Genomic DNA, 25,496 nt, shown 5'->3' with positions numbered 1-25,496 from the left:
TACCATGTTGCAGGATGCCGATGTTCGCGCAGAGGTTTTGGATCCATCCCGATCCTTCATCGTTCAGGCTCCTGCCGGATCGGGCAAGACCGGCATTCTGACCCAGCGTTTTTTGCGGCTGCTGGCGGGTGTGGAACAACCGGAAACGGTGGTGGCCATCACTTTCACCCGCAAAGCCGCCGCAGAAATGCGGGATCGCCTCCTGGAGGCATTGGTCCAGGGAGGTGATCCCTCTCCTCCTGAAGATGATTATCAACGCCGAACCTGGGAGTTGGCCCGTCAGGTATTGGCTCAGGATCACCAGCACCAATGGCACCTGGTGCAACACCCGGCCCGTCTAAGGGTTCTGACCATCGACAGCCTGTGTGCGGCCATTGCCCGGCAGATGCCTGTCTCTTCCGGCCTCGGCGTCCCACCCGGATATACCCAGGAACCGGATGCCTTGTTTCGTCAGGCCGCCCGGGATGTCCTGGCCCAGTTGGAAGAGGGCAACCGCTGGTCACCCGCCGTCGCCCGCCTTCTGGACCACCTGGACAACAATCCCGGGCGGGTCGAAACCCTGCTGGCCGACCTGCTGGCACGACGTGACCAATGGTTGCGTTTTTTGGCAGGCGGGCGTCTGAGCCGGCAAAATCTTGAATTTGCCCTGGCGGCTTTGGTCCGGGAACAGTTGCAGCACATGGCAACAGCGTGGCCACCGCCGGTGCGGGATTCCCTGCCGGAGCTGCTCCATTTCGCCGCCAACAACCTGCCACCCGAACAACACGATTCTCCCCTTGTTGCCTGGCAGGCAACAGGTATCGCATTGCCGGAACCAAGACCGGAGGATCTTTCCCTGTGGCGCGGCATCGCAACCCTGCTGTTGACCAGGGAAGGTACCTGGCGTGCCAAAGTGGATCGCCGCAACGGCTTTCCCCCCGAAAGTACCGGGCGCTCTCCGCAAGAAAAAAAGCGGTTCCGAACCATGAAATCCCAATTCATGGCAACACGGGAAACCCTGGCCGCCATTCCGAATCTGGACAATCGGTTGCATGCGGTTCACCTCTTGCCGGATCCGGTCTACAGCGCCGAACAGTGGGAAATTCTCCAGGCATTGGAACAACTGTTGCCCATGGCTGCGGCGGCCTTGCGGGTGCTGTTTGCCGAACGGGGGGTGGTGGATTTTACCGAAGTGGCCATGGCTGCGGTCCGGGCATTGGGCAGGGACGACAATCCAACCGATCTGGCCTTGCGCCTCGATCATCAAATTCGTCACCTCCTGGTGGACGAATTTCAGGATACTTCCCGGGGGCAGTTTCAGCTCCTGGAACACCTGACCGCCGGCTGGCAGCCGGATGATGGTCGTACCCTGTTTCTGGTCGGCGATCCGATGCAATCCATCTACCGCTTCCGGGAGGCAGAGGTGGGATTGTTTTACCAGGTCCAACAGCGGGGTTTGGGATCGGTCTCCCTGCAATCCAGAAATTTATCGGTCAATTTTCGTTCCGATGGTGGCCTGGTGGCCTGGGTCAACACGCTCTTCAAGGAACTGATGCCCAACCGCAGCAACCCCCTGACCGGCGAAACCCCGTTTGTCGCCGCCCATCCCTTTCATCCGGCCCGAAATCCAACCCCCGTGGCCAGCCACCCCCAAATCCCGGCTGCACCGGAAACCGAGGCCGGGCAGGTGGTGGCAACGGTGCAAGATGCCCTGCACCATTCTCCGGAAGAAAAAATTGCCATCCTGGTGCGCTCCCGCAACCATCTGGGAGATATTGTTCCCGCCCTGCGCCGGAGCGGCATTCCCTTTCAGGCCGTGGAAATCGCCGCCTTGGCCGGGACGCCCGTGGTGCAGGATTTGTTTGCCCTGACCCGTGCCCTGTTGCACCCTGCCGACCGGGTGCATTGGCTGGCCTTGTTGCGTGCCCCCTGGTGTGGCCTGACCCTGACGGAGCTGTTGATCCTGACTGGCGAAGCCACCACCACGCCCAACAACACGACACTCTGGGAGTGCCTGCACGATCCGATCCGAACCAGCCAACTGAACCCGGCCAGCCGATCCCGCCTGGAACGGGTTGGCACGGTCTTGACCCGGGCCTGGCAGTTGCGACGGCGGATGGGCTGGCATCATGGTGCCGGGGTGTTGCGGCGCTGGGTTGAAACGACCTGGTATGCCCTGGGGGGGCCTGCCACCCTGAAAGGGCCGGAAGAGATGGAAGATGCCCTGGTTTTTCTTGATCTGCTCGAATCCCTGGAACAAGGCGGTGATCTGACCGATTTTCGGCACCTCGATCGAGGTCTGGAAAAACTGTTTGCGGCCCCGGTCCACGCCGATGCCCTGGTCCAGGTGATGACCATTCACAAGGCCAAAGGGTTGGAATTTGGCACCGTCATCCTGCCTGGTCTGGGTCGCAAATCGCGGGGAGCATCCAGCCGCTTGTTGCTCTGGATGGAACGCCCTGCCGTTCCGGATGCCGAAGCGTTGTTGCTGGCCCCCCTGAAACGCTCCGACCAGGCCGACCCGGATCCCATCTACGCCTTTCTGGCCAGTATCGACCGCGAAAAAGAGCGCCTCGAAACCGCCCGACTCCTGTATGTGGCCGTGACCCGGGCACGACGGTCGTTGCATTTGTTTGGCCAGGCCGAGGTTGCCGGGGCCGCGCACGGGTCTTTTCTACACCTGTTGTGGCCTGCGGTGCAGGCCGATTTTGCCGAAGCCACACCCGCGACTTCCGAACCCGATCTGCCGGCAACTTCCTCCTCTCCTGCCGAGCCGCCGGCCAATCCGGATCCACCCGGAATGCTCCCGGAGTTGCGACGGTTTCCGGCGGGTTGGCAGCCGCCTTCTCCGCCGCCGGGTTTATTCTCTCCTGTCCCGGAAATTTCCCGGAGTGCCGAGGATTCCCTGGTTTTCATCTGGGCCGGGGAGACCGTGCGCTGTGTGGGTATCGTGGTCCACCATTGGCTGCAAGTCATGGCCCGGGAAGGCACCCAGGCCTGGAATGTGCCAAGGATCGCTGCCCTGGAACACCATTTTGCCGCCCAATTGACCCGGCTCGGCGTCGCTTCGCCCGCCCTCTCCCCGGCCATCCGACAGGTTGCCATGGCTCTGACCTCCACCCTCGCCGACCCCCGCGGTCAATGGATTCTCGATCCACGCCATGGCAACCCCCAATCCGAATTGGCCCTGACCGGTCATCTTCATGGGCGTATCCGGCGGGTCGTGCTGGACAGAACCTTCATCGATGCGGACAACACACGGTGGATCATCGATTTCAAAACCGGTCACCATGCCGGCGGCGACCTGGAGGGATTTCTGGACAACGAACAAATTCGCTATCAAGAACACATGGAAACCTATGCCAGCCTCATGCACGCCCTGGATGACAGACCTATCCGGCTCGGTCTCTATTTTCCCCTGGCGAAAGGGGGATGGCGGGAGTGGTTGTTCTGTAAAAAATTTTGTAATACTATCCGTACTTCAAAATTTTCTTGACGACAGGGTCTGCTTCAGTGATGATTGGCAAGGTTCAATACGGATGCCATCTATTATTGGAGTTTTTTATGTGCAAAGTACATACTATCTTTTTTTTGGTGTTCTTGTCGTTTTTTGTGGGCAACCCGGACCAGGCGTCCGCCGGAATTGGCCAAAGACAGTCCAGTGAATTGAAGTTTGATGGTGTCTGGATCGGGGGTGATACGAATGTGACCCTGATCAAGGAATTGAACGGTTACATCATTTTTCAGGGAAAGGATCATATATCCACATGGTCCGCAAAAGGCGTCATCAACGGCGACAAGATCACCTGTCGGGGAACTGGAATCACGAATGAAGGGCATGAGTTTGTTTACGAAAGCATGATCACGTACAATAACGGCATCCTGAACGATTCATGGAAGGCATTTTTTGCAGGCGGAAAAATTCTGGAAGGTAATGACAAATTGATTCGCGGTAATTTGTCAACTCCACCTGCAAGGGAACGATAACAAGCAACAATAATGAAAGACTCCATATGGATTCCGGAAATGTCCCTTCCGTTTGGCTCGTCCAACCTGGTTTTGGGCATTGTGGAGGGGTCTCCAGGTCGCGGGTTTAGATCATATGAACAGGAAAATTAAAATCATCCTGGTGCTTTGCGCAGCGATGCATATTTATGGAGATGCGATTGCTAAAGAAGCCAACGAAAATGTTTATTTTAATGTTCATGATGTCATGAAATATTATCGTCTTTTATGCAATATGGACAGTGTCGGAGGGGCAGCGGTTGGTGATTGCTTTCAAACACAAGCCAAGCTTGTCAATGATAAATACAATTTACTCTATACGAACATGGTTAACAAAAACGCTGACTTGTGCGAGCATCAAAAAAAACAGATTGCCCAAGCAAAAAAATCTTATGAAAATTATACACAACAATTTTGCAGTAGCACGAATACCGATGGCAACACCTTCGGATATGTTTCCGGACAATATTGTCGATTGCAACGTGCCATTGAAGGATATCAAAATTTTTATGAATTTTTTTCTTTCATGGAAAAAGCAAGAAAATGCAAATGATGAAGTCATGATTGTGCCGCATTGGGATGGCATCCTGTACAGCTCCCCCAAATCCTGGACTGGTATTTTTTGTCCGGCAACAGGCTTTCGCGGATACACGATTCATGGGCCTGGATAACAGCGGAGCAAGGATGTCAAGGAAAAAACACATGAAAAAATTCTGCTGCCCGTCACGGTATCACTGGGTGCAACCATGGTCCACATCGACAACGATCCGGGTACCTTTCCGCCGGGTGGACAGTCTGCTTTGCAAAAGCAGGCAGCAGGGCCGGAAACGGGTAACTGCGGGATAAACGAAAATCTGCTTGCCGCCCAAACAGGAAAAATCCATACTCGCTTCCATATCCGTCGTTATTGCTGCTGCGTACAAGGGACAAATCCATCTGCAACGGGGCCGGAGAAGCCATGGAAGTCGGATCGGACAATGCAATCGGGACCCAAGCCAGGTCCAAGCCCGAAACAGAGCCGCACAAAGATCGGCCTTGTTGCCTGAAACGAGCCCGACATCGGCGCAAAAATTCCCGGGAAGCCACCGACAATACGGAATGGTCCTGGACCCGGTTTTTGTTGCTTCTCGGATTTTTCTCTGCCATCGTCCTGTTTCTGCACGAACGTTTCGTAGGCCCGCTTTCCGGGCCAGACCTGCCGGAAACCCTCGGTTCCCCCCTCCTCCTGTCCCTGATCATCAGTTGGTTGCTCGCCTCGCATTCCGTCAAGCGATTGATAAGTGGTATCCAGCAGGGTGTCGTATGGTGGGTCATCATAGCGAGCCTCGTGGCCGGTTTCGCTTTCAAAAAGGAAATGCTCCATGTGTTGGACCAGGTCATGGCCAGTCTGGTACCCCGGTTTGGGTACGAGGAACAACCCGGCTCCATGACTTTCTATCGAGCCGCCAACGGCCATTTTTATGTCGAGGCCTTGATCAATCGGCAACCGGTCAGCTTTCTGGTAGACACCGGGGCCAGCGGCATTGTTCTTCCGCCCCGAACAGCCCGCAAGCTTGGTTTTCGCCAGGAAGATTTGATCTTCAATCAGACTTTTGCCACAGCCAATGGCAATGTCCGGGTCGCTGCCGTGGTTTTGAACGATCTCAGACTGGGAGACCTGCACATGCAGGGGGTTGCAGCCAGTGTCAATGGCTCGCCCATGCGCACAGCCCTGCTGGGCATGCAGTTTTTCAACAAAATGCTCGCCTGGGAAGTCAAGGGAAACATCATGACCATTCGCTGGCGAACCCTGAAAGAAAAGGATGGCGGATGAAATTTTGCTGATCCCGACATGAAAATTGAGGTAAAAATAAAAAAAAGCGCCTATGATGCGCGGATGTTTGGAACCGCATGCCATCACCACGAGGAACAGGAACAGGCCCATGGATCAAAAAGCGCACTGGGAAGAGGTCTATAACAAAAAAAAGGTCACCGAAACCAGTTGGTACCAAAAAATTCCCCTGACTTCCCTGACCTTGATCGAAAATACTTCCTTGAAGGAGAACGGTGCCATCATCGATGTCGGTGGCGGAGCCTCCACCCTGGTGGATCATCTCCTGACCGCCGGCTATCAAAACCTGACTGTCCTCGATATTTCTTCCATGGCCCTGGAAAATGCCCGGCTACGCCTCCTGGGTCGGGAGGGGGAAATCATCTGGATCGATGCCGATGTCACCCGGTTCGAGAGCCGGATTGCCTTTGACCTCTGGCATGACCGGGCTGTCTTTCATTTTTTCACAGAACCCGAGCAACGCCGTGCCTATGTGGCCAGCCTTGAAAAACACCTCAAACCCCATGGCCATGTGATCATCGCCACCTTTGCCATGGATGGACCAAGCCAGTGCAGCAAATTGGATATTGTCCGCTATACCCCGGAATCCCTTCTCCAGGAACTTGGCCCCAATTTCGAGCTTTTGGAGTCAATCCCTGAAACCCATATCACACCCAATAAAAAAAGACAGAGTTTTATATATTGCCGGTTCCGTAAACTGTGATTTGATTGTACTTCAGCATGGCAACATGCCCTGTTTCTGCCTGCATGAATAATTTAAGTAATTAATCCCTGCACCTCGAACGCCAGACCCAAATAAAACACCCGATCCGTGATCTGTTGTTTCGACAACGATCCGCATCGCTTCAGCTCATCAATCTTGCTTCGTCGGCATCACGGTGACACGTCCCCCCCTGGTCATTGGATCAGAGTTTCCTGGAGAGGGGGATTTAAAAACGGATAACCAACAAAGTGGGGCGGATTCATACGGAATCCGCCCCACAATCACGTCAACCCTTCATGGCATTGTCCAAAGAGACCAGAACAGCGCCTTTCTAACCCATTTCAGCTCAGCTTCCCTCTACCACACCCTCATCCCAACGCACGTCGCAGCAAAGGACATGCAGCTTGCCTCCAACACGCACCGAAACAGACAACGTAATGGAGGTATTCAAACTGGAGATGGAGCGGAACGGCGCGGAAGATTGGACGATGGAGGGATGCCGGATGGCATCGGTGAAGATGGAGCGCCGTGTCCAGGTGGAACCCACCGAATCTTCCAGAGGCAGATGGCGGGGATCATTGTGGGCGGATTGGTGATGGCCGTAGATATGCGGGCCGACCTGGACACCGTGTTCATTGAGCAAATAGAGCCGCTCGGTCCGCCGCCGTTGCAGGATGGCTTGGCCGGCATCTTCGATGCTTTGACCATCACCGACACCCCAGGCGCAATCCATGAAATCATTGGTCAGGTCGGAGAGGTCGTTTTTCAGGGAACGTGTTTGCCGTGAGAGGCTGCGTTCGTGCTTTTCCACCAGGTCGGCAAAGAAACCGCTGCTGAAGCGGACATCCTTGCGCATGGGACGCGGGTGCGCACCGCCGAAAAAGTGCCCCTGCACAAAATCCGCGCTGGTTTCCATGGCGACGATAGCCTCTTCGACGGATTCGATTTTTTCCAGCAACACCAGACAGCCCGAAGCATGAATCAAGGAGACCAGCTTGTTCAACATGCGCATGGCCTGGGGATGCTGCATGGCATTTTCGACGAAGGAGCGTTTCAGCTTGACGATATCCGGGCGCAAGGTCCAGAGCCGGTCGAGGTTGGCAATACCGGAGCTGTAATCGTCGAAGGCGATCAATGTACCCAGTTTGCGCAGGCCTTCCATGGTGTGGACAATCTTGTCGCTGCCGACTTCCGCATGTTCGCGCAGGGCCACCACAACCTGGTGGGGTTTCAGGCCGGCCCGCTCCAGGGCGCTACCCAGAAATTCGATATCCTGGCCTCCCTGGCTCAACAGAATCTTCGGGTGGAGGTTGATGAAGAGCCAACGGTCTTTCATGTTGGCAGCCTGGAAATTTTTGAAATGCTGGAATTGCCGGAGTTGATCCATCTGGATCACGGCTTCCGGGGGGACTCTTGAAAAGACGTTGAACGATGTCAGTGGTCCTTCATCCGGCTTGCCGGGATCGATACCACTGAAAATGGCCTCGACCCCAACCTGCCGCTGGTGGGCAAGGCTGAAAACCGATTGAAAATGGCTGAACAGACGCAAACCCTGAAACTCCCCAACCAGACGATCCCCTTCCATGTGTGTGGCGTGGTCCAGGAAGTCAAAGATATTTCTGTTTTCTTCGGACGATGTCATGTTCGGACTCCAAGTGGGACGATGAGGCGGTTGCGAGCCACTAACAAGATAACAAATCGGGTACCTATGGGAAGTATCTATTTTTCTGTTATGCGTAACATATTGATTATAAACAAAACTATATCAAAAAAACATCTTCGACCACTCTCCTGGCCTTTTGCCGGGCCATAGACGGCCCCAGCGGAAAGACCAAGACCATGTTGGCTGGCCACAGCATAACGAAGAAGGGTCCCGGTCAGAAGCATACCATCCTCTCCGACACGGGACCCATCATCATTCATCTACCAGGTTCAATGGGTTAGAATCCCATACCCATTTGAATGTAACCGCAGGGACACGCCATATGGCAGACATGGCAGCCATTGCAACGTGTATAGTCGGTGTGCATCACCTGTCCATGCGGACGTTTCAGGTCACGTGAAACGGCCTCACGGGGGCAGAAGACGCGGCACTGGTTACAAACAAAGCACATGCCGCAGCTCATGCAGCGTTTGGCTTCGGTCAAGGCCTGTTCCGTGGTGATGGTTTCAAAAATTTCCTTGAAACCTTTGGTCGCCTCTTCGGTCGGGATTTGGCTCTCCTCGTTGCGAGGCATGTCCTTGTAGTAGGTCAACCGCATGTCGGTATGACGAACCGGTCTGCCTTTGGCTGGCGGGGAGTAGTGTTTGGAGAGCAGGAAGGCATCGATGGCCTGCGCTGCAATACGACCCTGACCGACCGAACGGGTTGAAATGCCCAGTCCCAGGACATCGCCCCCGGCGAAGACACCTTGTTGTTCGGTCTGCATGGAGGTGGAGGCGGTGACCCAACCCCATTTGTTGGCAAATGTCGAGAGATCGCCCACCAGTTCCGGAACCTGACCGATACCAACAATGACGGTATCCACGGGCAGGGTGAATTCATCTCCGGGGATAGGCTCCGGGCTGCGCCGACCGGATTTGTCGGGTTTGCCCAACTGCATGCGTTGGCAGACGATGGCGGTGACCCGGCCACCTTCCCGCACGAGAGCTTTTGGTGCAGCCAGGAATTCAAACTTGATCCCTTCGTGTTCGGCTTCCAGAACGTCCTTGGCAATGGCCGGCATCTCGTTCTTGGTACGCCGATAGAGGATGGTCACTTCGGAGTACTTGGAAACCCGCAGGGAGGCCCGTGCTGAATCGACGGCAATCTTGGCCGTCATGTGGGTTCCTTCTTCCTTGTGAACTTCCTCATCGTAGGCATTTTCTGCGGCCAGCATGGCTTTTTCATCACCGCTGTCCTGGGCTTTTTCCAGTTCAGCCTGCAAGCGCAGGGAGACGCGGGCGGCATCGACGGCGCTGTCGCCACCACCGATGACCACCACCCGGCTGCCCACTTCCACCTTGGCACCGGTATTGACCCGGTTCAGGAAGGAGGCACCGGTGAACACATTGGCGGCCCCTTCTTCGCCGGCGACACCCAGGTTGCTGCCTTTATGGGCACCGATCCCCAGGTAGACCGCATCGTAATCCTTGCGGATCTGTTCGAAGGAAATATCCTTGCCGATGCGGGTATTGAGTTTCAGTTCGACGCCCAGGTCGAGAATGTTCTGGACCTCGGCATCAAGGACATCATCCGGCAGGCGGTAGCGTGGAATACCATACCGCAGCATGCCGCCGGTCTTTTCGAATGCCTCGAAAATGGTGACGGCATGGCCGCGCCGGGCCAACTGATAGGCGCAGGAGAGACCGGTCGGTCCGGCACCGATTACGGCAACTTTCCGACGGGTTTGCTCGTCCGTGAGCTTTTTCAGCTTGAGCTTGCGCCGCAGACCATGGTCGCCGATAAAGCGTTCCATGTTGTTGATGGCCACCGAGCCATCTTCCTTGTGCTGCCGATTGCAGCCCGATTCGCAGGGATGCGGGCAGATGCGACCATGGGTGGCCGGCATGGGATTTTTGTCTGTCAGGATATACCAGGCTTCGTCCAGGGCGGCATCCGTGGACTTCTTGAACATTTCGGCCTGGGCAATGACGGTCAGATAGCCCCGGATATCCTCACTGGAGGGGCATTCGTGCCGGCACGGGGGCTGGCGTTGGACATAGGTGGGACATTTCCAGCTTGTCCCGTTGCGGACCACCACCTCTTCGCCAGTGAAGGGCTTCAAGAGGCTGTTGACCTGGTCTCTGGAGAGTCCTTCCTGCAAAATGCTGGTTTGGATCATGAGTGCGGTTCCTCTTCACCTGGTGACGATTTAAACCGCTCAGATCCGGACCATGGCGGACCGGTTGAACGTCAGGAGGGCATCGGAGTTGTCCTCGATGTGGTAACGGGTGAAGGGGAAACCAGTCACCTCAAAGAACCGTTGCCAGCCAATCCGCTCGATCCACTCGCCGATGCGCTCGTAGGGTTTGCCGCCCTTCCGATAGGCATCCAGAATGGTCCGCACGGCCTGGCCCACTTCCGGCCAGCGGGGCGGATTGTTGGGCAGACCCCAAACAGCGAGTTTCATCAAGGTCGGGGGGGTTCTGGCATGAGAGGTCTTGCCACCCACCCAGATGGACAGGGTATCGGTTTCCGAGTCGCGGATTTCCATGCTCGGGCACTGGCCATGGCAGGCCCCGCAATACATGCACTTTTCCTTCACCACTTCCACGGAGTCATGGCCGTTGACCACCGCCGGACGGATGGCGGCCACCGGGCAGATTGCGACCACCTTGGGCAGTTCGCAAATCTGCATGTTGCTGTGGTTGATTCTTGGTGGATGGTGGTGCTGGACGATCACGGAAATGTCGGCATGACTGGAGCAGTTGATCTGACAGCAGGAAGAAGAGATGTGGACCCGGTTGGGCAACCGCTCGTTTTTGAAGTCGTCGATCAGCTCGTCCAGCAGGGCTTTCACCGAACCGGCAGCATCCGAGCCGGGCAGGTTGCAATGCATCCAGCCCTGGGTATGGGCCACGTTGGAGACGGAGGGACCCGTCCCGCCAACGGGGAACTTCAATTTTTCTTCCACTTCCTTGATCAACGGCGCGATGGACGCTTCGTTGTCCACCAGAAACTCCACGTTGGAACGGGTCGTGAAACGCAGGAACCCCTTGCAATATTTATCAGCGATATCGCATACTTCCCGCACTTTGTCCGCGCTCATGGTCCGGGGAGAACCGGCACGGATGGTCCAGATCTTGTCGCCGCTTTCGGCCACATGGACAAGCACGCCCGGGCGCAGCCGCTCGTGATAATCCCACTTGCCGTAGTTTTTCAACATCACCGGATGCAAGTTCACTTTATAATCAGGTGCGCCCTGGTCACGGGGCGCCATCTTTGTTTCGCTCATGTCCGTCATCACTCCATGCTGGATCTGGAAATTGGCTTACCGGCTGACAGATTCGGCACCTTCCGGCTCTTTGTTCCAAACAGGTGGCATTTTGTTCTGCTCGCCCCCGATACGCGCCGGGGCCAGCTCTTCAAACTTGATGTAGGGACTGCTCCGGGGCCGGTTCACCATACGCACATCCGGTTCAACCCCGATACCATCCAGGAAGGTCGCCAGGCCGACCCGAGCGATGAATTCACCCACCCGCTCGTGATCCATGCCGTTGTCATTCCAGAATTCCCAAACACGTTCCACAAACTCGGTCAGTTTACCCAAATCCTCGTCGGATTCGAGTTTCATGAAGGGGACGATCATCGTGGCAATCGTATCGCCGATCTTCAGGGTCCGTTTGCCACCGATGCAGATGGTCACCCCCTTGTCCTTGCCCACTTTCAGAGCCTTGTGCATCACGTTGATGCAGTGCATGCAGCGCACGCAATCCTGATGTTCGACGACAATGGAGTCATCATCCTTCAGGGAAATGCACTTGGTGGGGCAGCGGGTCAGGACGTTGTCGATGACATAGGCCCGGCCCTTGGCCTTCACAAACTCTTTCACCTTGGCCTGATTGATCTGCATCTCGCCGCGCCAGGTGCCAATGATCGGCATATCCGAGCGCATCATCGCATTCGAGCAGTCATTCGGGCATCCGGAGAGTTTGAACTTGAACTTGTAGACGAATTCAGGGCGATGCAGATAGTGGATGAAGGTATCGGTCAGGTGCTTGGTGACCTTCATCGTGTCGTAGCAGGCCATTTCGCAACGGGCCTGACCGACGCAGCATTGCAGGGTCCGCAGGGCACCACCGGAACCACCGATGTCCCAGCCATTCTCCATCAGCTCTTCGGCAACCGACATGGACTGGTCGTTGTCAAAGCCCAGCAGCAGAACGTCGCCCGTCATGCCATGCAGCTGCATGATCCCGGCACCGTGTTTCTCAGCAATATCCGCCAACTGGCGCAGATTTTTCGTGTTGTAAACCCAGCCTGGCGGCTCAATGACACGCACGGTATGAAACTGTGCCAAGTCAGGATACTTGTCCGCTTTCTGGGAAAGACGGGCAATGACGCCACCGCCATAGCCGGGCACGTTCAGAACCGTGCCGATCCAGTAATTCCAACGGTTCTCGTAGGACTCATTCAACTGGTTCAGGAGCTGTCCAACCTGGGGACGTTTCTTGGAATAAGCTTTCAAATCCGTCACAAAGCTGGGCCAGCCACCCGTCTCCAATTGATCCAGGAGGGGTGTATTCAGTTCAATCTTTCGGGCATCGTTTTTGACACTCATGCAGCGACTCCCCTTGAGAGAGTTGTGGGTTTTGGACGTGTGTGTGGGCAGAAAAAAAATTGATCGGTTATAAATGGATTTATTAACATATCAGAACATGGTGAAGTTCTGATGATTGGCTTCTTAACCCAAAATTCCCCCATACGCAACCCAATCTTTCCTGATCGGTGCATTTTTATATTTAATCCCCCACACTCGCAAACCTTGCTCCTCACTTCAGTAAAAAAATCACCTGAGCAACGACCCAACAGATCCGCAGGCCTGGGTTTTCACTTTTCAACGTCGCCTACAAGGATTAATGTTGCAGGAGCGTCGATACAATCCACAGCCCATTGATCAATGCGGGGATGGCATATGTTTCCCTTCTGGTTTTTGATGATTCTGCCCCATCTCTGGAAATTCCAGATGCAGTTCCTGATGGCACCGGCAGTCATGTTGACCTTGCTGGCCCTTTCCCAGAAGTATCCTGCGGATGACACATCAGAAACGCTACCGTCCGATCCGCAACCAGAACCCAGGGATGCGGTCAAGCCGACGCCAATTCCGACCGTAGTCGCCACGCCGGCTCCTGCCCCCAAGGTAACTGTCGCCCCGACTCCGACTCCCACCTGGACCCCCACGCCAGCTCCCACTCCCAAGGTGACAATCGCCCCAACTCCGGTCCCCACTTGGACCCCTACCCCAGCACCCACTCCCAGGGTGACTGTCGCCCCGACTCCGGTCCCCATTTGGACCCCTACCCCAGCACCCACTCCCAGGGTGACTGTCGCCCCGACTCCGGCTCCCACCTGGACCCCAACCCCTGCACCCACTCCCAGGGTGACTGTCGCCCCGACTCCGGTCCCCATTTGGACCCCTGCGCCAGCACCCACCCCCAGGGTAACTGTCGCCCCAGCTCCGGCTCCCACCTGGACCCCCACGCCGGTTCCTGCCCCCAAGGCGACCGTCACCCCAGCTCCGGCTCCCACCCGGACCCCCACACCAACCTTGCCCAAAGCGGAAACATTGCCCCCGACTATTGCACCGGTGCAACCCGTCGCGACCCAACCAGTTCCAACCCCGACCCCAACTCAACCGGTCGCCATGACACCCTCCCCGCTCTCACCCTTGCCATCCCCTCCTCCCCCCGCCCCCACACCTCGGAATGCCCCCGCGCAACCTGCTGCGACTCACACAGGTTCTGCTGCATCCTTGACCCAGGATACAACCATGTCAGCACCCACCTTGCGCATCCTGGATCCCAAAAAACCCAGGCGATTGGTCGATCTTTCCCTGGAAGCCACCAGTTCCATGAGTTCCAGTCCTTCCGACTGGCGGGATCAATTCTTTTATTTTCTTCTTCCGGATCGTTTCAGCGACGGTCGCGAACATGCCGCCAACCGGCCTCTTTTCGACCGCCACCACCCCACCCATGCCCGGATTCGGGATCGGGCCGCATGGATTGGCGCAGCCCGACGCTGCAACGGTGGAACCTTATCGGGCATTCGCAGCAAACTTGATTATCTGCAAAACCTGGGTATTTCCACCCTCTGGCTGGGACCGATCTGGAAACAACGTCGTGAAACCCTGGGAGATTTTGGTTACGGCATCCAAAATTTTCTCGAAGTGGATCCGCGCTTTGGCAGCGTCGCCGATTTGCGCGTCTTGGCAGACTCGGTTCACGAACGGGGCATGTATCTGATTCTGGATATCATTCTGACCCATACAGGCAACAACTGGTTCTATCGGGATGAACACGGCCAGGGTCGCGACAGCATGCCCTTCAAAGAGACCCGTTATGAATTTGCCGGTTGGCGGAATGCTCAAGGAGAGTGCGTGCCCAAAATCATGGATGCCGACGCTGGCGTCTGGCCGGAAGAGCTGCAAGACCCCTCCTGGTATACCCGCAACGGCTGTATGGAGATGAGCGGCAACCGTGCAACAACCGAACCCGCCCTGGAACGTGGCGATCTTGCCGACCTCAAGGAACTCGACCTGCACCAGGAACAGATTCTGACCGCCATGATCCGCCTTTGGTGTCACTGGATCGTGCGCAGTGATTGCGATGGCTTCCGGATCGACACCCTGCGCCCCCTGCCCCCGGAAGTGACGCATCGCTTTTGTGCGGAAATCCGCCAATTTGCCGGTTCCCTGGGCAAGGAAGAGTTTTTGTTGCTCGGCGAAGGCAAACAGCAACCCGGTGCCCCCTGGCATGGCATGGCAGAAACCCAGGATCTGGCCGATGCCGTCCTGGATCACGGTGAATTGGTGGAAAATCTGGATGAACTCCTCGCAGGCAACCTGCACCCCCAACGTTTTTTTGCCATGTTCGACAATCCGGCCCACGCCTCCGGCGTTGCCGGCGGGGGACGGTATCGAGTCATGTTTCTGGATCACCGGGATCTTGACATTTCGGCTGGAACGGCATCCAGAGAAGAACGTTATCAACGTCTTGCCCAGGCAGAAGGGGTTTTACTGACCCTTCCCTGCCTGCCTGCCCTGCACTTTGGAGCCGAACAGGCCCTGCTCAGTGGCGGCAGCGGCGTGCCAGGATTGGGTTCCGGGCGCGACGGGGCCGACCGCTTTCAACGCGAAGCCATGTTCGGCGGACCCTTTGGACCGTTTGAAACCGAAGGGTGTCACTTTTTCGATACAACCCATCCAACCTATCTGCGAACCGCACTCATCGGACGCTTGCGGACGGGCGGCGATGGTGTGGGCCTGGCCTTGCGGCGCGGACAGTTTTTCCCCAGGGAAACCTCGGTCCTGCACGGACCATTCATCATCCATGACGCCGGTGAACTCATGGCCTGGTCCCGACTTTTCCGCAACCAGGAGGTCCTCGTGGTCATCAATACCCATACCCACCAGATTCGGGGAGCCGAAATCACCATCGATGCCGGACTGCACCCCCCCGGCAGCACGTTGCGTTATCTCTACCGAAGCGACTGGTCCCCGGAAGCCTTGCGTGACCCCCAACAAGCAGCCGAGTCCCAGCCAAACCATGAAAACGTCAGCGAACGCCACGGACGCGCCATTGTCCACCTCTCCCTCCCCCCCAATGGCATGGCGCTCCTGACATGAATGACAGGTGTTTCCTGCGCCGGATTCGCATGCGGAATCTTCTCTCTTTCGGACCGGATTCCGCAGCCCTGGAATTGCAGCCCCTGAATGTGTTGATCGGACCCAATGGGGCTGGAAAATCAAACCTGATTGACATATTGAGCATTTTGCAGGCAGCGCATGTCAATTTACTGAACGCCTTCAGAAACCGGCCTACTCTGCCCAATCCGTCGAATCACCTCCAGCAACTCCTGTTTTTTGATGGGTTTTGTCAGATGATCGTCGCAACCGGCAGCCAGACTTTCCTGTTTGTTGCCTGATGAGGCGTGGGCGCTCAAGGCCAGAATAATCAGGGGAGATCGTTCAGCTTCCCGTTCCCATTGGCGAATATGGCGCGTTGCGGTGTAGCCGTCCATGATGGGCATTTGCAGGTCCATGAGAACCAGGTCGAACGCCTCCTCCTTGACACGGGCAACACCCTCGACACCATTGTTCACAATCACCAGCCGATGGGAACTTTTCTTCAAATAGGTTTGAAACAGAATCTGATTGTCCGGAGAGTCTTCGACCAACAAAATGTTCAGAGACCGGGCGTCCGCTCCGACAATCGGATTCTGGAGCGTGGCCAGCGGACCGGAGGGATCTGTTTTCCGAACCGGCAAGGTAAAAGAAAAAGTGCTTCCCTGTCCCAATTCGCTTTCCAACCACAACCGCCCCCCCATCAGTTCCACCAAACGCCGGCAAATAAACAATCCCAAACCAACCCCCCCAAAACGACGTGTCATCCCCATATCGGCCTGGACAAACTGGTCGAATATTTTCCCTTGCAGCTCCTGGGCAATGCCGATCCCGGTGTCAGCAACCTGGAACAACAACGCTTCCGGTGCCTCGCTTTGTAACGTCAGGCATACTTCGATGCGGCCAACCGGCGTAAACTTGATGGCATTGCCGACCAGGTTTGTCATCACCTGTCGCAAACGCACATCGTCGCCCAGGATGGCATCCGGTATTTCTGAATCCACATGGTCATCCAAAACAATGCCTTTTTCCCGGGCAGACACCTGCAAGATTTCAACGATATCCTCCACGACCTGGCGCGGCGAAAAAGACGCACAGCCCAGGACAAGACGACCCGTTTCAATGCGTGAGATATCCAGAATATCGTTGATGATTCCCATCAATACCGTACTTGAACGATTCATGGTTTCGACATGGTGACGTTGTTCATGATTCAAATTCGTCTCCAGCATGACCTCGCACATCCCCAGGATCACATTCATGGGTGTGCGAATCTCATGGCTCACGACAGCCAGGAAGTCACTTTTGGCCCGGGTGGCTTGTTCGGCCTGCTCTTTGGCTTGTTGCAAAGCCAGCTCCGACTGCTTGCGTTCCGTGACATCCTCATACACGGCAACGATGACTCCACTGGCCAGGCGGCATACATAGTTTTCTCGCCAGGCCATGAGCCGCTGATCCCGATACAAGGAGGAAGGATGGTGTTCCGGCATGCCCGTGCGCCAGACCCGACGAAAAACTTCCAGGAGACCAAAGTAGACCACACCCGGAAACACCGCAGTCACGTCCTGTCCCAACACCCTGTCTCTGGATATCTGGTCCATCCGTTCCGCAGCCCGATTATACCCCTGAAAAATGAACGTATTCCCCATGTCTGGCGTTGAATAAACCGCCACTCCACTGTGAACATTCTCAAACAGATCGCCATAGTTCGCTTCACTGATCCGGAGCCGGGCAACTGTCTCCTGCAAAGCCCGGGCAGTCTGGCAATGCCTGTTGGTCTCCTCCTGCAACTGTTGGTGGGCAGCCGACAGATCCATGAACCTTTGCCTGGCAGCGTGGGCGAACGCCATCGATGCCACTAAAGTTATCGTCAGGGAAATACCCAGGATCAGGATCAAATCATCGACCAGGTGAAGAAAGGATCCAGCATCAAAGTTATGTTCTTCCAAAGATATTTTGACAATAACCCCCAAAATCACGGTGATCATCATCCCGATCAACCCGGTTGTTGCCAGACCCCAGGCTGACCTGAATCCATACAAAATTGCGGATTGACGCCAGCCATAGGCCAATGCGCCCATGCCTGCGACGAAAAAACCAACAGCGGTTTGTGGAGCCATTTTCGTGAAATGAAACCATCCGAAATCAGCTTCCAACATCAAGGAATAGCTGACAATCTCAGCCAAGGCAATTCCTGTCGCAATCGCCCCCAACACACCCATGACATACCAGGTCGAGGTCCGGATGGCATACCTCCATCCTGCCAAAACAATCCCTGTCAAGACAAAACAGACGGCCGTATTGGGGGCCATGCGTCCGGGATGGGAAGTGTAAATCGTGATATGATGAACCATGAACAACTGATCCAGACCCAAATTCAGCCCGACCAGATATTCCACCAAAGAGAGACCGCCCAATAACGCTACCGCTCCACCACACAGGTACGCAATCTGGAACCACTGTGAATTCAGAGCCGATATCCCGATTCCGGTCAAGAAAAATGCCAAAGCTGTATTGTACTGCATGGCCACATGAGCCGGACTGACCTGTACAAGATGCGGCAGACTGGCATGCCAACCAATCATCCCCACCAGGCCAGATACCAGGATAAATAAACCCAGGAGTACGTGCAGGATCCGCGAAAGTGGTTTCAGAAATGCACGTTGCGCCATCTCACCCACCATCCAGCCTCATTGGAGCCTGTTTGAAACTTATATGCATTTCGGATAGGATGAACTCTTTCCCCAAAAAAATCCATACAATTCTTAAAAAAATATAATTTGCCTGTTTTTTTGGCATTCGTTGATGGACGAAAAGTCCATGTCAGACAAAATTTACCCGCATAGATATTTGAATCCATATGATATATACTATTAATTATAAGATCTTGCAAGAAAACCCAGTTTTCTGTATTCCCGGAAAAACGCAAATATTCTTTTTTTGTTCACTCCTTGAATTTTTCGGCCATATAAACCGAAATTTCCGGATGTTGTTGGCAGCAATCCCCTGACAGACCGGCCTTCTGGCAAAGATGTCTCAATAATTGCCAGTCGAGACCCACCCGTTTGAAATATTAATTTGTTAAATGTTCCCGCCTTCGAAATGACAGGACTAACTTTATTTATATACAATCATGCAATTTTTTCCTGCATGACATGGCGCACATCGCGTATTTCGCTTGTAATGCATAAATGGATCATCACCCTTCGGATCATGCATCAAATCCGTGTCATAATCCTGTCCATTGAATATTTCCCCAATATAATATTTATCCAAATGTTCAAGAGCCGCCTTGAAACAATAATGGCCTATGGAAAAACGTTGACAGACTTCTAAAAGATTGCCGTCACAGGTCAACAGGATGACATCACTTTCTTTACTGGCAAAGAAAATTATTTTAATATCCACAAGATCCCTTGAAATTTTAGAGAGATCAATTATATGATTCATCGAGAACTCAAGAACGTCATCGTCATCAATCAGGGACTCCAAATCAATGCAGCCCGGGGTGGCATTTTGTTCATGACAAGGATTCTCTTTATATTGCTGCACATGATAGACACACGATGCCCCATATGGATCAGCAAACAAGGATATCAAACTGCATTTTCTGTCGATACGCCGGATTCTACTGATAAAACTGGAATCAAGAATCACATAAGCCATGGATTCAATCACTCCAACTGGAGAACGTACATGATCTGTGCAAAAATTTCACTGGAATATTTACCCTGATTTTTCAACAAGCATTTTTTGATTTCTTGTGCATGTTGAGAGATAACAGTTTTAATAAATGAAGCATCACCACTTGTCAATACGCAAGAATTCAATTTCTCTCCAATTTCTCTATACAGCAGAAAAGAAGAATCAGCCCCAGAACGAAGGCGACGAAGTTGATCACATAGAGCATTCACCATAACCTGGGGAGACGTTTTTCTTTCATTGAGAATCTTCTGAGCTTCTTCAGCATGAAACATTGGCCAAGCGTAAGATGCCTTTATGGCCCAATGGGCTGGAACCAAAAAATATTGAGCAAATTTATTTGCAATAAATTCAGGCTGAAATTTATATTCAATACGATCATTGTATAAATTGTTTGGCAACACATCAATACCAAACCCTTTTTCCCTATCAAAAATAAAATGTGCCAGCTCATAAAGAATTGAAAAATGCTGCCGAACAGGAGGCTTGTTTGGATTCAAACAGATGACCCCTTTGGATTTCGTGATCACAAGAAAAGCATCATAATCAATATCGGCCGGTGGACGAATGGGAAGAATCATGATTTTCATCATGCCCAACAAACTTTCAACATTAGAAAACTTGAACCTGTCGAGAAAAGAAACCACATGATCAATAATATCAAAAAAATCTTTTTCAATAAATTTCGGTATTTCAATATCTGGCACACAAAAATCGGGAAAACAATCTTGAATTGTCAAGACAGCATCTTCAATTTTTAAAGCAAATTCAACATGTTCCTTTTTAGCATTTCTGAAAGAAAGAGTCGGATATGAATAATTTGAAGAAATAAAATATACTGGATTTATTCCAAGATTTTTACAAATATTTCCAATTTCAGAAAGATTCACTTTCCTCTTTCCGTTCTGGTATTCCTGAAGAATCGCCACATCAAGAGACAAATCAGGAGGCATTCTTCCCTTGTCGAAGCCTCTTCTTTTAAGCTCATGGGAAAGTCGTTTACCAAACTCCATGCGCACATTCATTGCCATTACATTTTCTCCCTTGATTCACTCCTTGAATTTTTCGGCCATATAAACTGAAATTTCCGGATGCTGTTGGCAGCAATCCCCTGACAGACCGGCCTTCTGGCAAAGATGTCTCAAAAATTGTGCCGGATCCGGCAATTGCTCCCACACCTGCGGGAGGAACGTGGCCCGTCGGCCACCCAAGGTCAAGGTCACGCCATGCACACCGGGTTGCAGACGCGCCATCAAATCGGCAGCATCCCGATACGGAAAGGGCTGGGGCGGCGTCAGCAGCGACACTTCAATGCGTACCTCGGGCAGCATGGCGGCCTGCATGGGTTGGAAGCGGGGGTCCCGGGTAGCCGAAGCCACCGCATTGTCGAGCAGGTCTTCCGCCAGGGGACGACGCGCCTCCAGAGAACCGATGCACCCTTGCAACTGGCCTTTCCGGGTCAAGGTGATAAAACAGGCTCCCGGTTGAGCCAGATCGGGCCAATCCGTCATCAGAGATGCGGCTGACAAGCCTTTCTGCCCTGTCAACACCTGCTGCAAATGCGTGCGAACCAGATTCGGCAATTGTTTTCCCTGCATGGCAGATCCCCTTTCAGACACAAAATGCGGCGGCCGGATGAAACAGATAGCTGGCATAACCAACGACCCGGCTTTTGTCGCCAGAGGTATCACCGGAGTTGCGATAGTCGGCCAGGGCAACCCGCCAGGACCGTTGTTGGGCAACATCCAGGATGGCCCGCATCCCGATGTTGCCACACGCTTCGCACTCCCCCATGGCCTTGGAATCAAGGTGCAACACGGCCCGGTGACTCTCCTCATCCAGGAGGATCGCCTCTTCGTAGGAGTGGAAATGGGACAGGTCGGACGAAACCACGAGCAGATCGTCCGGCTCCAGGCAAAACTGGATCAGGTGTGCCAGCCGTTCCGGGGTAATCTCCCCATAAACGATGGGCACCAGACGAAAATTACCCACAACCATTTGCAGAAAAGGCAGATGCACCTCCAGGGAGTGTTCCAGACTGTGCGGAGCCATGGAACGACTCACATCCGTCACGGTTGCCAATCGCTCCACGGTTTCCATATCGACCTCCACCATCCCCAAAGGAGTCTGGAAGGCATGATAGGGACCCACGGAAATTCCTTCGAGGTGGACCCGGTGACTGGGTCCCACCAATACCACACGCCGACCCGGAGTTGTCTCGTTCGGGACCCGGGGCAACGAACGATAGGCACAGGCCATCGTATACCCCGAATAGGTGTAGCCGGCATGGGGTGCCACCATGGCGCAGGGAGGGTCGGCCACACTTTTGGCCACCTGCAAAAGCTGTTGTATCGTCGCCCGCAATTCCCGGGTCTGCCCGGGATAGAAGGTCCCGGCAACCGCTGGAGTCCGAATGCGTATTGATCCCATGCATGATCCCCCAAAAGTTCTTGACTCTTCATTGTCTACTTTTTAAGCAAATCATGCAAATACAACTTGCAAAAAAAATGCTCGGAAGTGCGAATTGGCGTCGCAAACCATCGCCGTATTTGCCCCGGGATTGGTATGATTCGAGAATGTCCACTCGTTACCCGGAGGCGCGTTCTGATCCATGGTCAAACACATTTTTTTCCTGATTTTCCTGTTTTTTGTCTGGATACCCACCCTCTTTGCCGCTCACGGCCTGAGCCTCGATGGTACGCTGAAATACCCGGCTGATTTCGAACGCTTTGACTACACCTCACCCAAAGCCGCAATCGGAGGCGAGTTGATTCTTGATGGCATAGGCGGGTTCGACAAAATGAACCCCTTTACCCTGAAAGGAACCGCGCCAGAATATCTGGATACCCTGGTCTTTGAAACCTTGACCACACGCTCCCTGGATGAACCCTTTGCCCAATATGGTTTACTGGCCCAAAACATGGAAGTGGCACCAGATGGCCTGTCCGTGGTCTATACCCTCAACCCGGCTGCCAAATTTGCCGACGGCTCCCCCGTCACCGCCCACGATGTCGCCTTTTCCTTCACAACCCTCATGTCGGACAAGGCCCAACCCAATTTTCGGAGTTATTGGCAAGACATTGCACGCGCCGAAGTCATCTCCGACCAGGTGGTCCGTTTTCATTTTCGTCAAAAAAATCGGGAACTCCCCCTGATCACGGGTGAAATGCCAATCCTGAGCCGTGCCTTCTTCGCCAAACAGGCTTTCGACCAGGCCGATCTGACCCCGCCGCTCGGTTCCGGTCCCTATCAAATCAAATCTTTCCAGCCTGGCAAAATCATCACTTACGAACGGCGAGCCGACTATTGGGGATGGAAGTTGCCCGTCCGGCGAGGACAATTCAACTTTCAACAGATCACCATCAAATATTTTCGGGATCCCCAGGTCGCCCTGGAAGGATTCAAGGCCGGCGAGTTCATTTTCAATTTTGAAAACAATTCCAAACAGTGGGCACGCGACTATCAGGGTGAAAAATTCGACCAGGGCCTCATCGTCAAGGAGACCCTGCCCCACAAAAACAGTGCCGGCATGCAGGGCTTTGTCATGAATCTCCGACGGCCCTTTTTCAAGGATATCCGCGTGCGCAAGGCCTTCAATCTGGCCTTCGACTTCGAATGGAGCAATCTGAACCTGTTTTATGGGCAATATACCCGCTCGGAAAGTTATTTTACCAACTCCGAGCTGGCCGCACAGGGAACCCCTTCTCCAGAAGAACTGGCCCTCCTGGAACCTTTCCGAAATCAACTGGATCCGGTGGTCTTCCAGGATGTGTTGCGTCCCCCCTCCACCCTCCCGCCGCACTCCCTGCGCGACAACCTGCGCCAAGCCATGGCCCTGCTGAAAGAGGCCGGCTGGAAAATGGGACCCAACGGTATCCTGCTCAATGCCGAAGGCAAACCATTCGAGGTGGATGCCCTGCTGGGCATGCAGGCCTTCGAACGGGTCCTGGGTCCCTACGCGGAAAACTTGCGCAAACTGGGCATTCGCCTGAACTATCGCACCGTCGATCTCTCTCTCTATCAACGCCGTCTGGAAAATTTTGATTTTGACCTGATCGTTGGCACCTACGGTCAATCCCTCTCGCCTGGCAACGAACAACGCGGTTTTTGGCACTCATCCCAGGCCCAGGTCCCGGGCAGCCGCAATCTGATCGGTATCGAAAATCCCGTGGTGGATGCCCTGGTTGACCACATCATCTACGCCAAGGATCGCCCCGCCCTGATCACGGCCTGCCGTGCCCTGGATCGGGTGTTGCGCAGCGGCTGGTACATGGTGCCTCACTTCCACATTCCCTTCCACCGGGTTGCCTACTGGAATCGCTTTGCCAAACCAGAAAAACTTCCCCTCTACTATACACCCCACGATTGGCTCTTCACTTGGTGGTTCAAAAAAGATCCAACCGCAACAGGAAAGAAACCGTGACCGCCTACATTATCCGGCGTCTGTTGCTCATGCTGCCCACCCTGTTCGGCATCATGATCCTGACCTTTGCCATCATTCAGTTCGTTCCGGGTGGACCCGTGGAAAGAATGGTCTCCCTGTTGAAAAACCACCCCCAGGGAGAGGTGGCCAGCAGTGGTCGCCAGGGACCCTATCGGGGCAGCGAAGGAGTGGACCCGGAGCAAATTCGCATCCTGACAAAATTGTACGGCTTCGACCGACCCGCCCCGGAACGCTTCGTCCACATGATGTGGAATTACCTCCGCTTTGAATTTGGCGAGTCCTATTATCGTCACCGCCGCGTGGTGGATCTCGTGATCGACAAATTGCCGGTGTCGATCTCCCTGGGCATGTGGACCTTTTTTTTGACCTATCTGGTCAGCATCCCCCTGGGCATCCGCAAAGCCGTCCACCATGGCAGCCGCTTTGACGTTGCCACCTCCACCGTGATCATGGTGGGTTATTCGATTCCGGGCTTTGTCCTGGGTATTTTGTTGATCGTCCTGTTCGGGGGGGGAAGCTTTTGGGATGTGTTCCCCTTGCGTGGCCTCTATTCGGACAACTGGCAAACCCTCTCCTGGCCCGCCCGCATCACCGACTATCTTTGGCACATGGTCCTGCCCATCACCGCCGCTTCGGTGGGTTCCTTCGCCGTCATGACCATGCTGACCAAAAACAGTTTCCTGGAAGAAATATCCAAACAATACGTCATCACGGCCCGGGCCAAAGGATTGTCCGAACGCAACGTGCTGTATCGCCACGTCTTCCGCAATGCCATGATCCCCCTGGTCACAGGTTTTCCCGGCTCCTTCGTGGCCGCCTTTTTCAGCGGCAGCCTGCTCATCGAAACCATTTTCACCCTGGACGGCCTGGGCCTGCTCGGTTACGAATCGGTCATCAATCGGGATTATCCCGTGGTCATGGCAACGCTCTATTTTTACACAATTCTCGGACTGCTGACCAAGCTCATCACCGATTTGACCTATGTCCTGGTCGATCCGCGTATTACCTTCGACAGTGCGCGATGAACAGAATCGGACGGAATTTCTGCAAATCCAATGAGCCATTTGATGTATCAAATCCCTCAATCATCAATCAACGTGATTAATACGGGAAATGCGCGGCTTGGATAAAAATATCGAAAATATCTGCTGGCACTGTCTGGTTGCCGAAACACTGAAAACCCTTCTGGAACCTGTCGGCATTGAGGTACGGTCAGAAGTCCAGGTCGTTTCGGCTCCACCCAAGGCGGACCTGATTTTGATCCAGCAAAATAAGAGCGGTCGGACAGACGAACAACGTCTGCTCCTTGCAGACGGACTGTGGGACCTTGATGCAGATCACATTCTGGCTGAGTTGAAAATTACCGAAAGCCTGGATGAAAATTCCCTCTCCCAGCTTTCAGTGTATGACTACCTGTACCTGGGCACGGCAAATTTACAACGACATCAATTGCGCAGTATCCTGATCAGTTCCATATCACCGCGGAGTGAATTCTTGGAGCGATTCGCT

Annotated in this window: 19 protein-coding genes; 9 read left to right on the top strand and 10 right to left on the bottom strand. The window is 54.1% G+C overall.

Features of this window, described 5'->3' with window-relative positions; all coding sequences use genetic code 11:
* The first annotated feature begins 4 nt into the window (after positions 1-4).
* From HQL65_12330 to HQL65_12310, 5 genes are all read left to right on the top strand, one after another.
* Positions 5-3,475: a UvrD-helicase domain-containing protein gene (locus tag HQL65_12330; GenBank protein MBF0137018.1), complete on the top strand. Its 3,471-nt coding sequence runs from the start codon at positions 5-7 to the stop codon at positions 3,473-3,475.
* A gap of 68 nt (positions 3,476-3,543) precedes the next feature.
* On the top strand, positions 3,544-3,966 hold the full coding sequence (locus tag HQL65_12325) for a hypothetical protein (GenBank protein MBF0137017.1): 423 nt from the start codon (positions 3,544-3,546) through the stop codon (positions 3,964-3,966).
* 115 nt (positions 3,967-4,081) lie between these two features.
* The gene (locus tag HQL65_12320) at positions 4,082-4,537 is read left to right on the top strand and encodes a hypothetical protein (GenBank protein ID MBF0137016.1); all 456 of its coding nucleotides are present in this window, start codon (positions 4,082-4,084) and stop codon (positions 4,535-4,537) included.
* A gap of 405 nt (positions 4,538-4,942) precedes the next feature.
* Entirely contained in the window at positions 4,943-5,797 is an 855-nt protein-coding gene (locus tag HQL65_12315; GenBank protein ID MBF0137015.1) for a TIGR02281 family clan AA aspartic protease, read from the top strand.
* Positions 5,798-5,906: 109 nt separating this feature from the next.
* Positions 5,907-6,518, top strand: coding sequence for a class I SAM-dependent methyltransferase (locus HQL65_12310; GenBank protein MBF0137014.1), 612 nt, complete (start codon positions 5,907-5,909; stop codon positions 6,516-6,518).
* 346 nt (positions 6,519-6,864) lie between these two features.
* On the opposite strand, the gene HQL65_12305 is transcribed toward HQL65_12310, so the two are convergent.
* The 5 genes from HQL65_12305 to HQL65_12285 all read right to left on the bottom strand — a co-directional run bounded on the left by HQL65_12305 (position 6,865) and on the right by HQL65_12285 (position 13,731).
* On the bottom strand, positions 6,865-8,160 hold the full coding sequence (locus HQL65_12305) for an EAL domain-containing protein (GenBank protein MBF0137013.1): 1,296 nt from the start codon (positions 8,158-8,160) through the stop codon (positions 6,865-6,867).
* Positions 8,161-8,458: 298 nt separating this feature from the next.
* On the bottom strand, positions 8,459-10,342 hold the full coding sequence (locus tag HQL65_12300) for an FAD-dependent oxidoreductase (protein MBF0137012.1): 1,884 nt from the start codon (positions 10,340-10,342) through the stop codon (positions 8,459-8,461).
* A gap of 39 nt (positions 10,343-10,381) precedes the next feature.
* Positions 10,382-11,464: a dissimilatory-type sulfite reductase subunit beta gene (dsrB, locus tag HQL65_12295; protein ID MBF0137011.1), complete on the bottom strand. Its 1,083-nt coding sequence runs from the start codon at positions 11,462-11,464 to the stop codon at positions 10,382-10,384.
* A gap of 27 nt (positions 11,465-11,491) precedes the next feature.
* On the bottom strand, positions 11,492-12,781 hold the full coding sequence (gene dsrA, locus HQL65_12290; protein MBF0137010.1) for a dissimilatory-type sulfite reductase subunit alpha: 1,290 nt from the start codon (positions 12,779-12,781) through the stop codon (positions 11,492-11,494).
* 269 nt (positions 12,782-13,050) lie between these two features.
* Complete coding sequence (locus HQL65_12285) at positions 13,051-13,731, bottom strand: hypothetical protein (GenBank protein ID MBF0137009.1); 681 nt, start codon at positions 13,729-13,731, stop codon at positions 13,051-13,053.
* Between the two features lie 259 nt (positions 13,732-13,990).
* Between HQL65_12285 and HQL65_12280 the strand changes: the two genes are divergently transcribed.
* Positions 13,991-15,844: an alpha-amylase gene (locus tag HQL65_12280; protein MBF0137008.1), complete on the top strand. Its 1,854-nt coding sequence runs from the start codon at positions 13,991-13,993 to the stop codon at positions 15,842-15,844.
* Positions 15,845-16,011: 167 nt separating this feature from the next.
* On the opposite strand, the gene HQL65_12275 is transcribed toward HQL65_12280, so the two are convergent.
* From HQL65_12275 to amrB, 5 genes are all read right to left on the bottom strand, one after another.
* Positions 16,012-18,513 carry a response regulator gene (locus tag HQL65_12275; protein MBF0137007.1) on the bottom strand — a complete coding sequence of 834 codons (2,502 nt, stop codon included), beginning with the start codon at positions 18,511-18,513 and terminating at the stop codon, positions 16,012-16,014.
* 445 nt (positions 18,514-18,958) lie between these two features.
* Positions 18,959-19,507 (bottom strand): hypothetical protein, encoded by a 549-nt coding sequence (locus tag HQL65_12270; GenBank protein MBF0137006.1) that lies wholly within the window; start codon positions 19,505-19,507, stop codon positions 18,959-18,961.
* Positions 19,508-19,515: 8 nt separating this feature from the next.
* A complete protein-coding gene (locus tag HQL65_12265) occupies positions 19,516-20,574 on the bottom strand; it encodes an ImmA/IrrE family metallo-endopeptidase (protein MBF0137005.1) in 1,059 nt (352 codons plus the stop codon).
* An 18-nt stretch (positions 20,575-20,592) separates the two neighbouring features.
* Positions 20,593-21,141, bottom strand: coding sequence for an AmmeMemoRadiSam system protein A (amrA, locus tag HQL65_12260; GenBank protein ID MBF0137004.1), 549 nt, complete (start codon positions 21,139-21,141; stop codon positions 20,593-20,595).
* A 13-nt stretch (positions 21,142-21,154) separates the two neighbouring features.
* Positions 21,155-21,973, bottom strand: coding sequence for an AmmeMemoRadiSam system protein B (amrB, locus tag HQL65_12255; protein MBF0137003.1), 819 nt, complete (start codon positions 21,971-21,973; stop codon positions 21,155-21,157).
* Positions 21,974-22,154: 181 nt separating this feature from the next.
* Here amrB and HQL65_12250 point away from each other — a divergent pair, with 181 nt between their 5' ends.
* From HQL65_12250 to HQL65_12240, 3 genes are all read left to right on the top strand, one after another.
* Positions 22,155-23,966, top strand: a complete 1,812-nt coding sequence (locus HQL65_12250) for an ABC transporter substrate-binding protein (GenBank protein MBF0137002.1) — start codon at positions 22,155-22,157, stop codon at positions 23,964-23,966.
* Positions 23,963-25,012 (top strand): microcin C ABC transporter permease YejB, encoded by a 1,050-nt coding sequence (gene yejB, locus HQL65_12245; GenBank protein ID MBF0137001.1) that lies wholly within the window; start codon positions 23,963-23,965, stop codon positions 25,010-25,012. The genes HQL65_12250 and yejB overlap by 4 nt, the downstream gene beginning before the upstream one ends.
* A 97-nt stretch (positions 25,013-25,109) precedes the next feature.
* On the top strand, positions 25,110-25,496 hold a 387-nt coding region (locus HQL65_12240), incomplete at its 3' end, for a hypothetical protein (protein MBF0137000.1).

This window comes from Magnetococcales bacterium (assembly GCA_015228935.1).
Lineage (GTDB): Bacteria > Pseudomonadota > Magnetococcia > Magnetococcales > DC0425bin3 > HA3dbin3.
The sequence above is the reverse complement of the archived record's forward strand: the minus strand, read 5'-3'. Positions and strand labels throughout refer to the sequence as shown.

Coding starts and splice junctions, on each gene's coding strand:
- HQL65_12250 (MBF0137002.1), top strand. CDS start 22,155: ATGGTCAAACACATTTTTTTCCTGATTTTCCTGTTTTTTGTCTGGATA.
- HQL65_12275 (MBF0137007.1), bottom strand. CDS start 18,513: ATGGCGCAACGTGCATTTCTGAAACCACTTTCGCGGATCCTGCACGTA.
- HQL65_12330 (MBF0137018.1), top strand. CDS start 5: ATGTTGCAGGATGCCGATGTTCGCGCAGAGGTTTTGGATCCATCCCGA.
- HQL65_12270 (MBF0137006.1), bottom strand. CDS start 19,507: ATGGCTTATGTGATTCTTGATTCCAGTTTTATCAGTAGAATCCGGCGT.
- HQL65_12315 (MBF0137015.1), top strand. CDS start 4,943: ATGGAAGTCGGATCGGACAATGCAATCGGGACCCAAGCCAGGTCCAAG.
- HQL65_12280 (MBF0137008.1), top strand. CDS start 13,991: ATGTCAGCACCCACCTTGCGCATCCTGGATCCCAAAAAACCCAGGCGA.
- HQL65_12310 (MBF0137014.1), top strand. CDS start 5,907: ATGGATCAAAAAGCGCACTGGGAAGAGGTCTATAACAAAAAAAAGGTC.
- HQL65_12265 (MBF0137005.1), bottom strand. CDS start 20,574: ATGGCAATGAATGTGCGCATGGAGTTTGGTAAACGACTTTCCCATGAG.
- HQL65_12305 (MBF0137013.1), bottom strand. CDS start 8,160: ATGACATCGTCCGAAGAAAACAGAAATATCTTTGACTTCCTGGACCAC.
- amrB (MBF0137003.1), bottom strand. CDS start 21,973: ATGGGATCAATACGCATTCGGACTCCAGCGGTTGCCGGGACCTTCTAT.
- HQL65_12320 (MBF0137016.1), top strand. CDS start 4,082: ATGAACAGGAAAATTAAAATCATCCTGGTGCTTTGCGCAGCGATGCAT.
- HQL65_12325 (MBF0137017.1), top strand. CDS start 3,544: ATGTGCAAAGTACATACTATCTTTTTTTTGGTGTTCTTGTCGTTTTTT.
- dsrA (MBF0137010.1), bottom strand. CDS start 12,781: ATGAGTGTCAAAAACGATGCCCGAAAGATTGAACTGAATACACCCCTC.
- HQL65_12300 (MBF0137012.1), bottom strand. CDS start 10,342: ATGATCCAAACCAGCATTTTGCAGGAAGGACTCTCCAGAGACCAGGTC.
- dsrB (MBF0137011.1), bottom strand. CDS start 11,464: ATGACGGACATGAGCGAAACAAAGATGGCGCCCCGTGACCAGGGCGCA.
- amrA (MBF0137004.1), bottom strand. CDS start 21,141: ATGCAGGGAAAACAATTGCCGAATCTGGTTCGCACGCATTTGCAGCAG.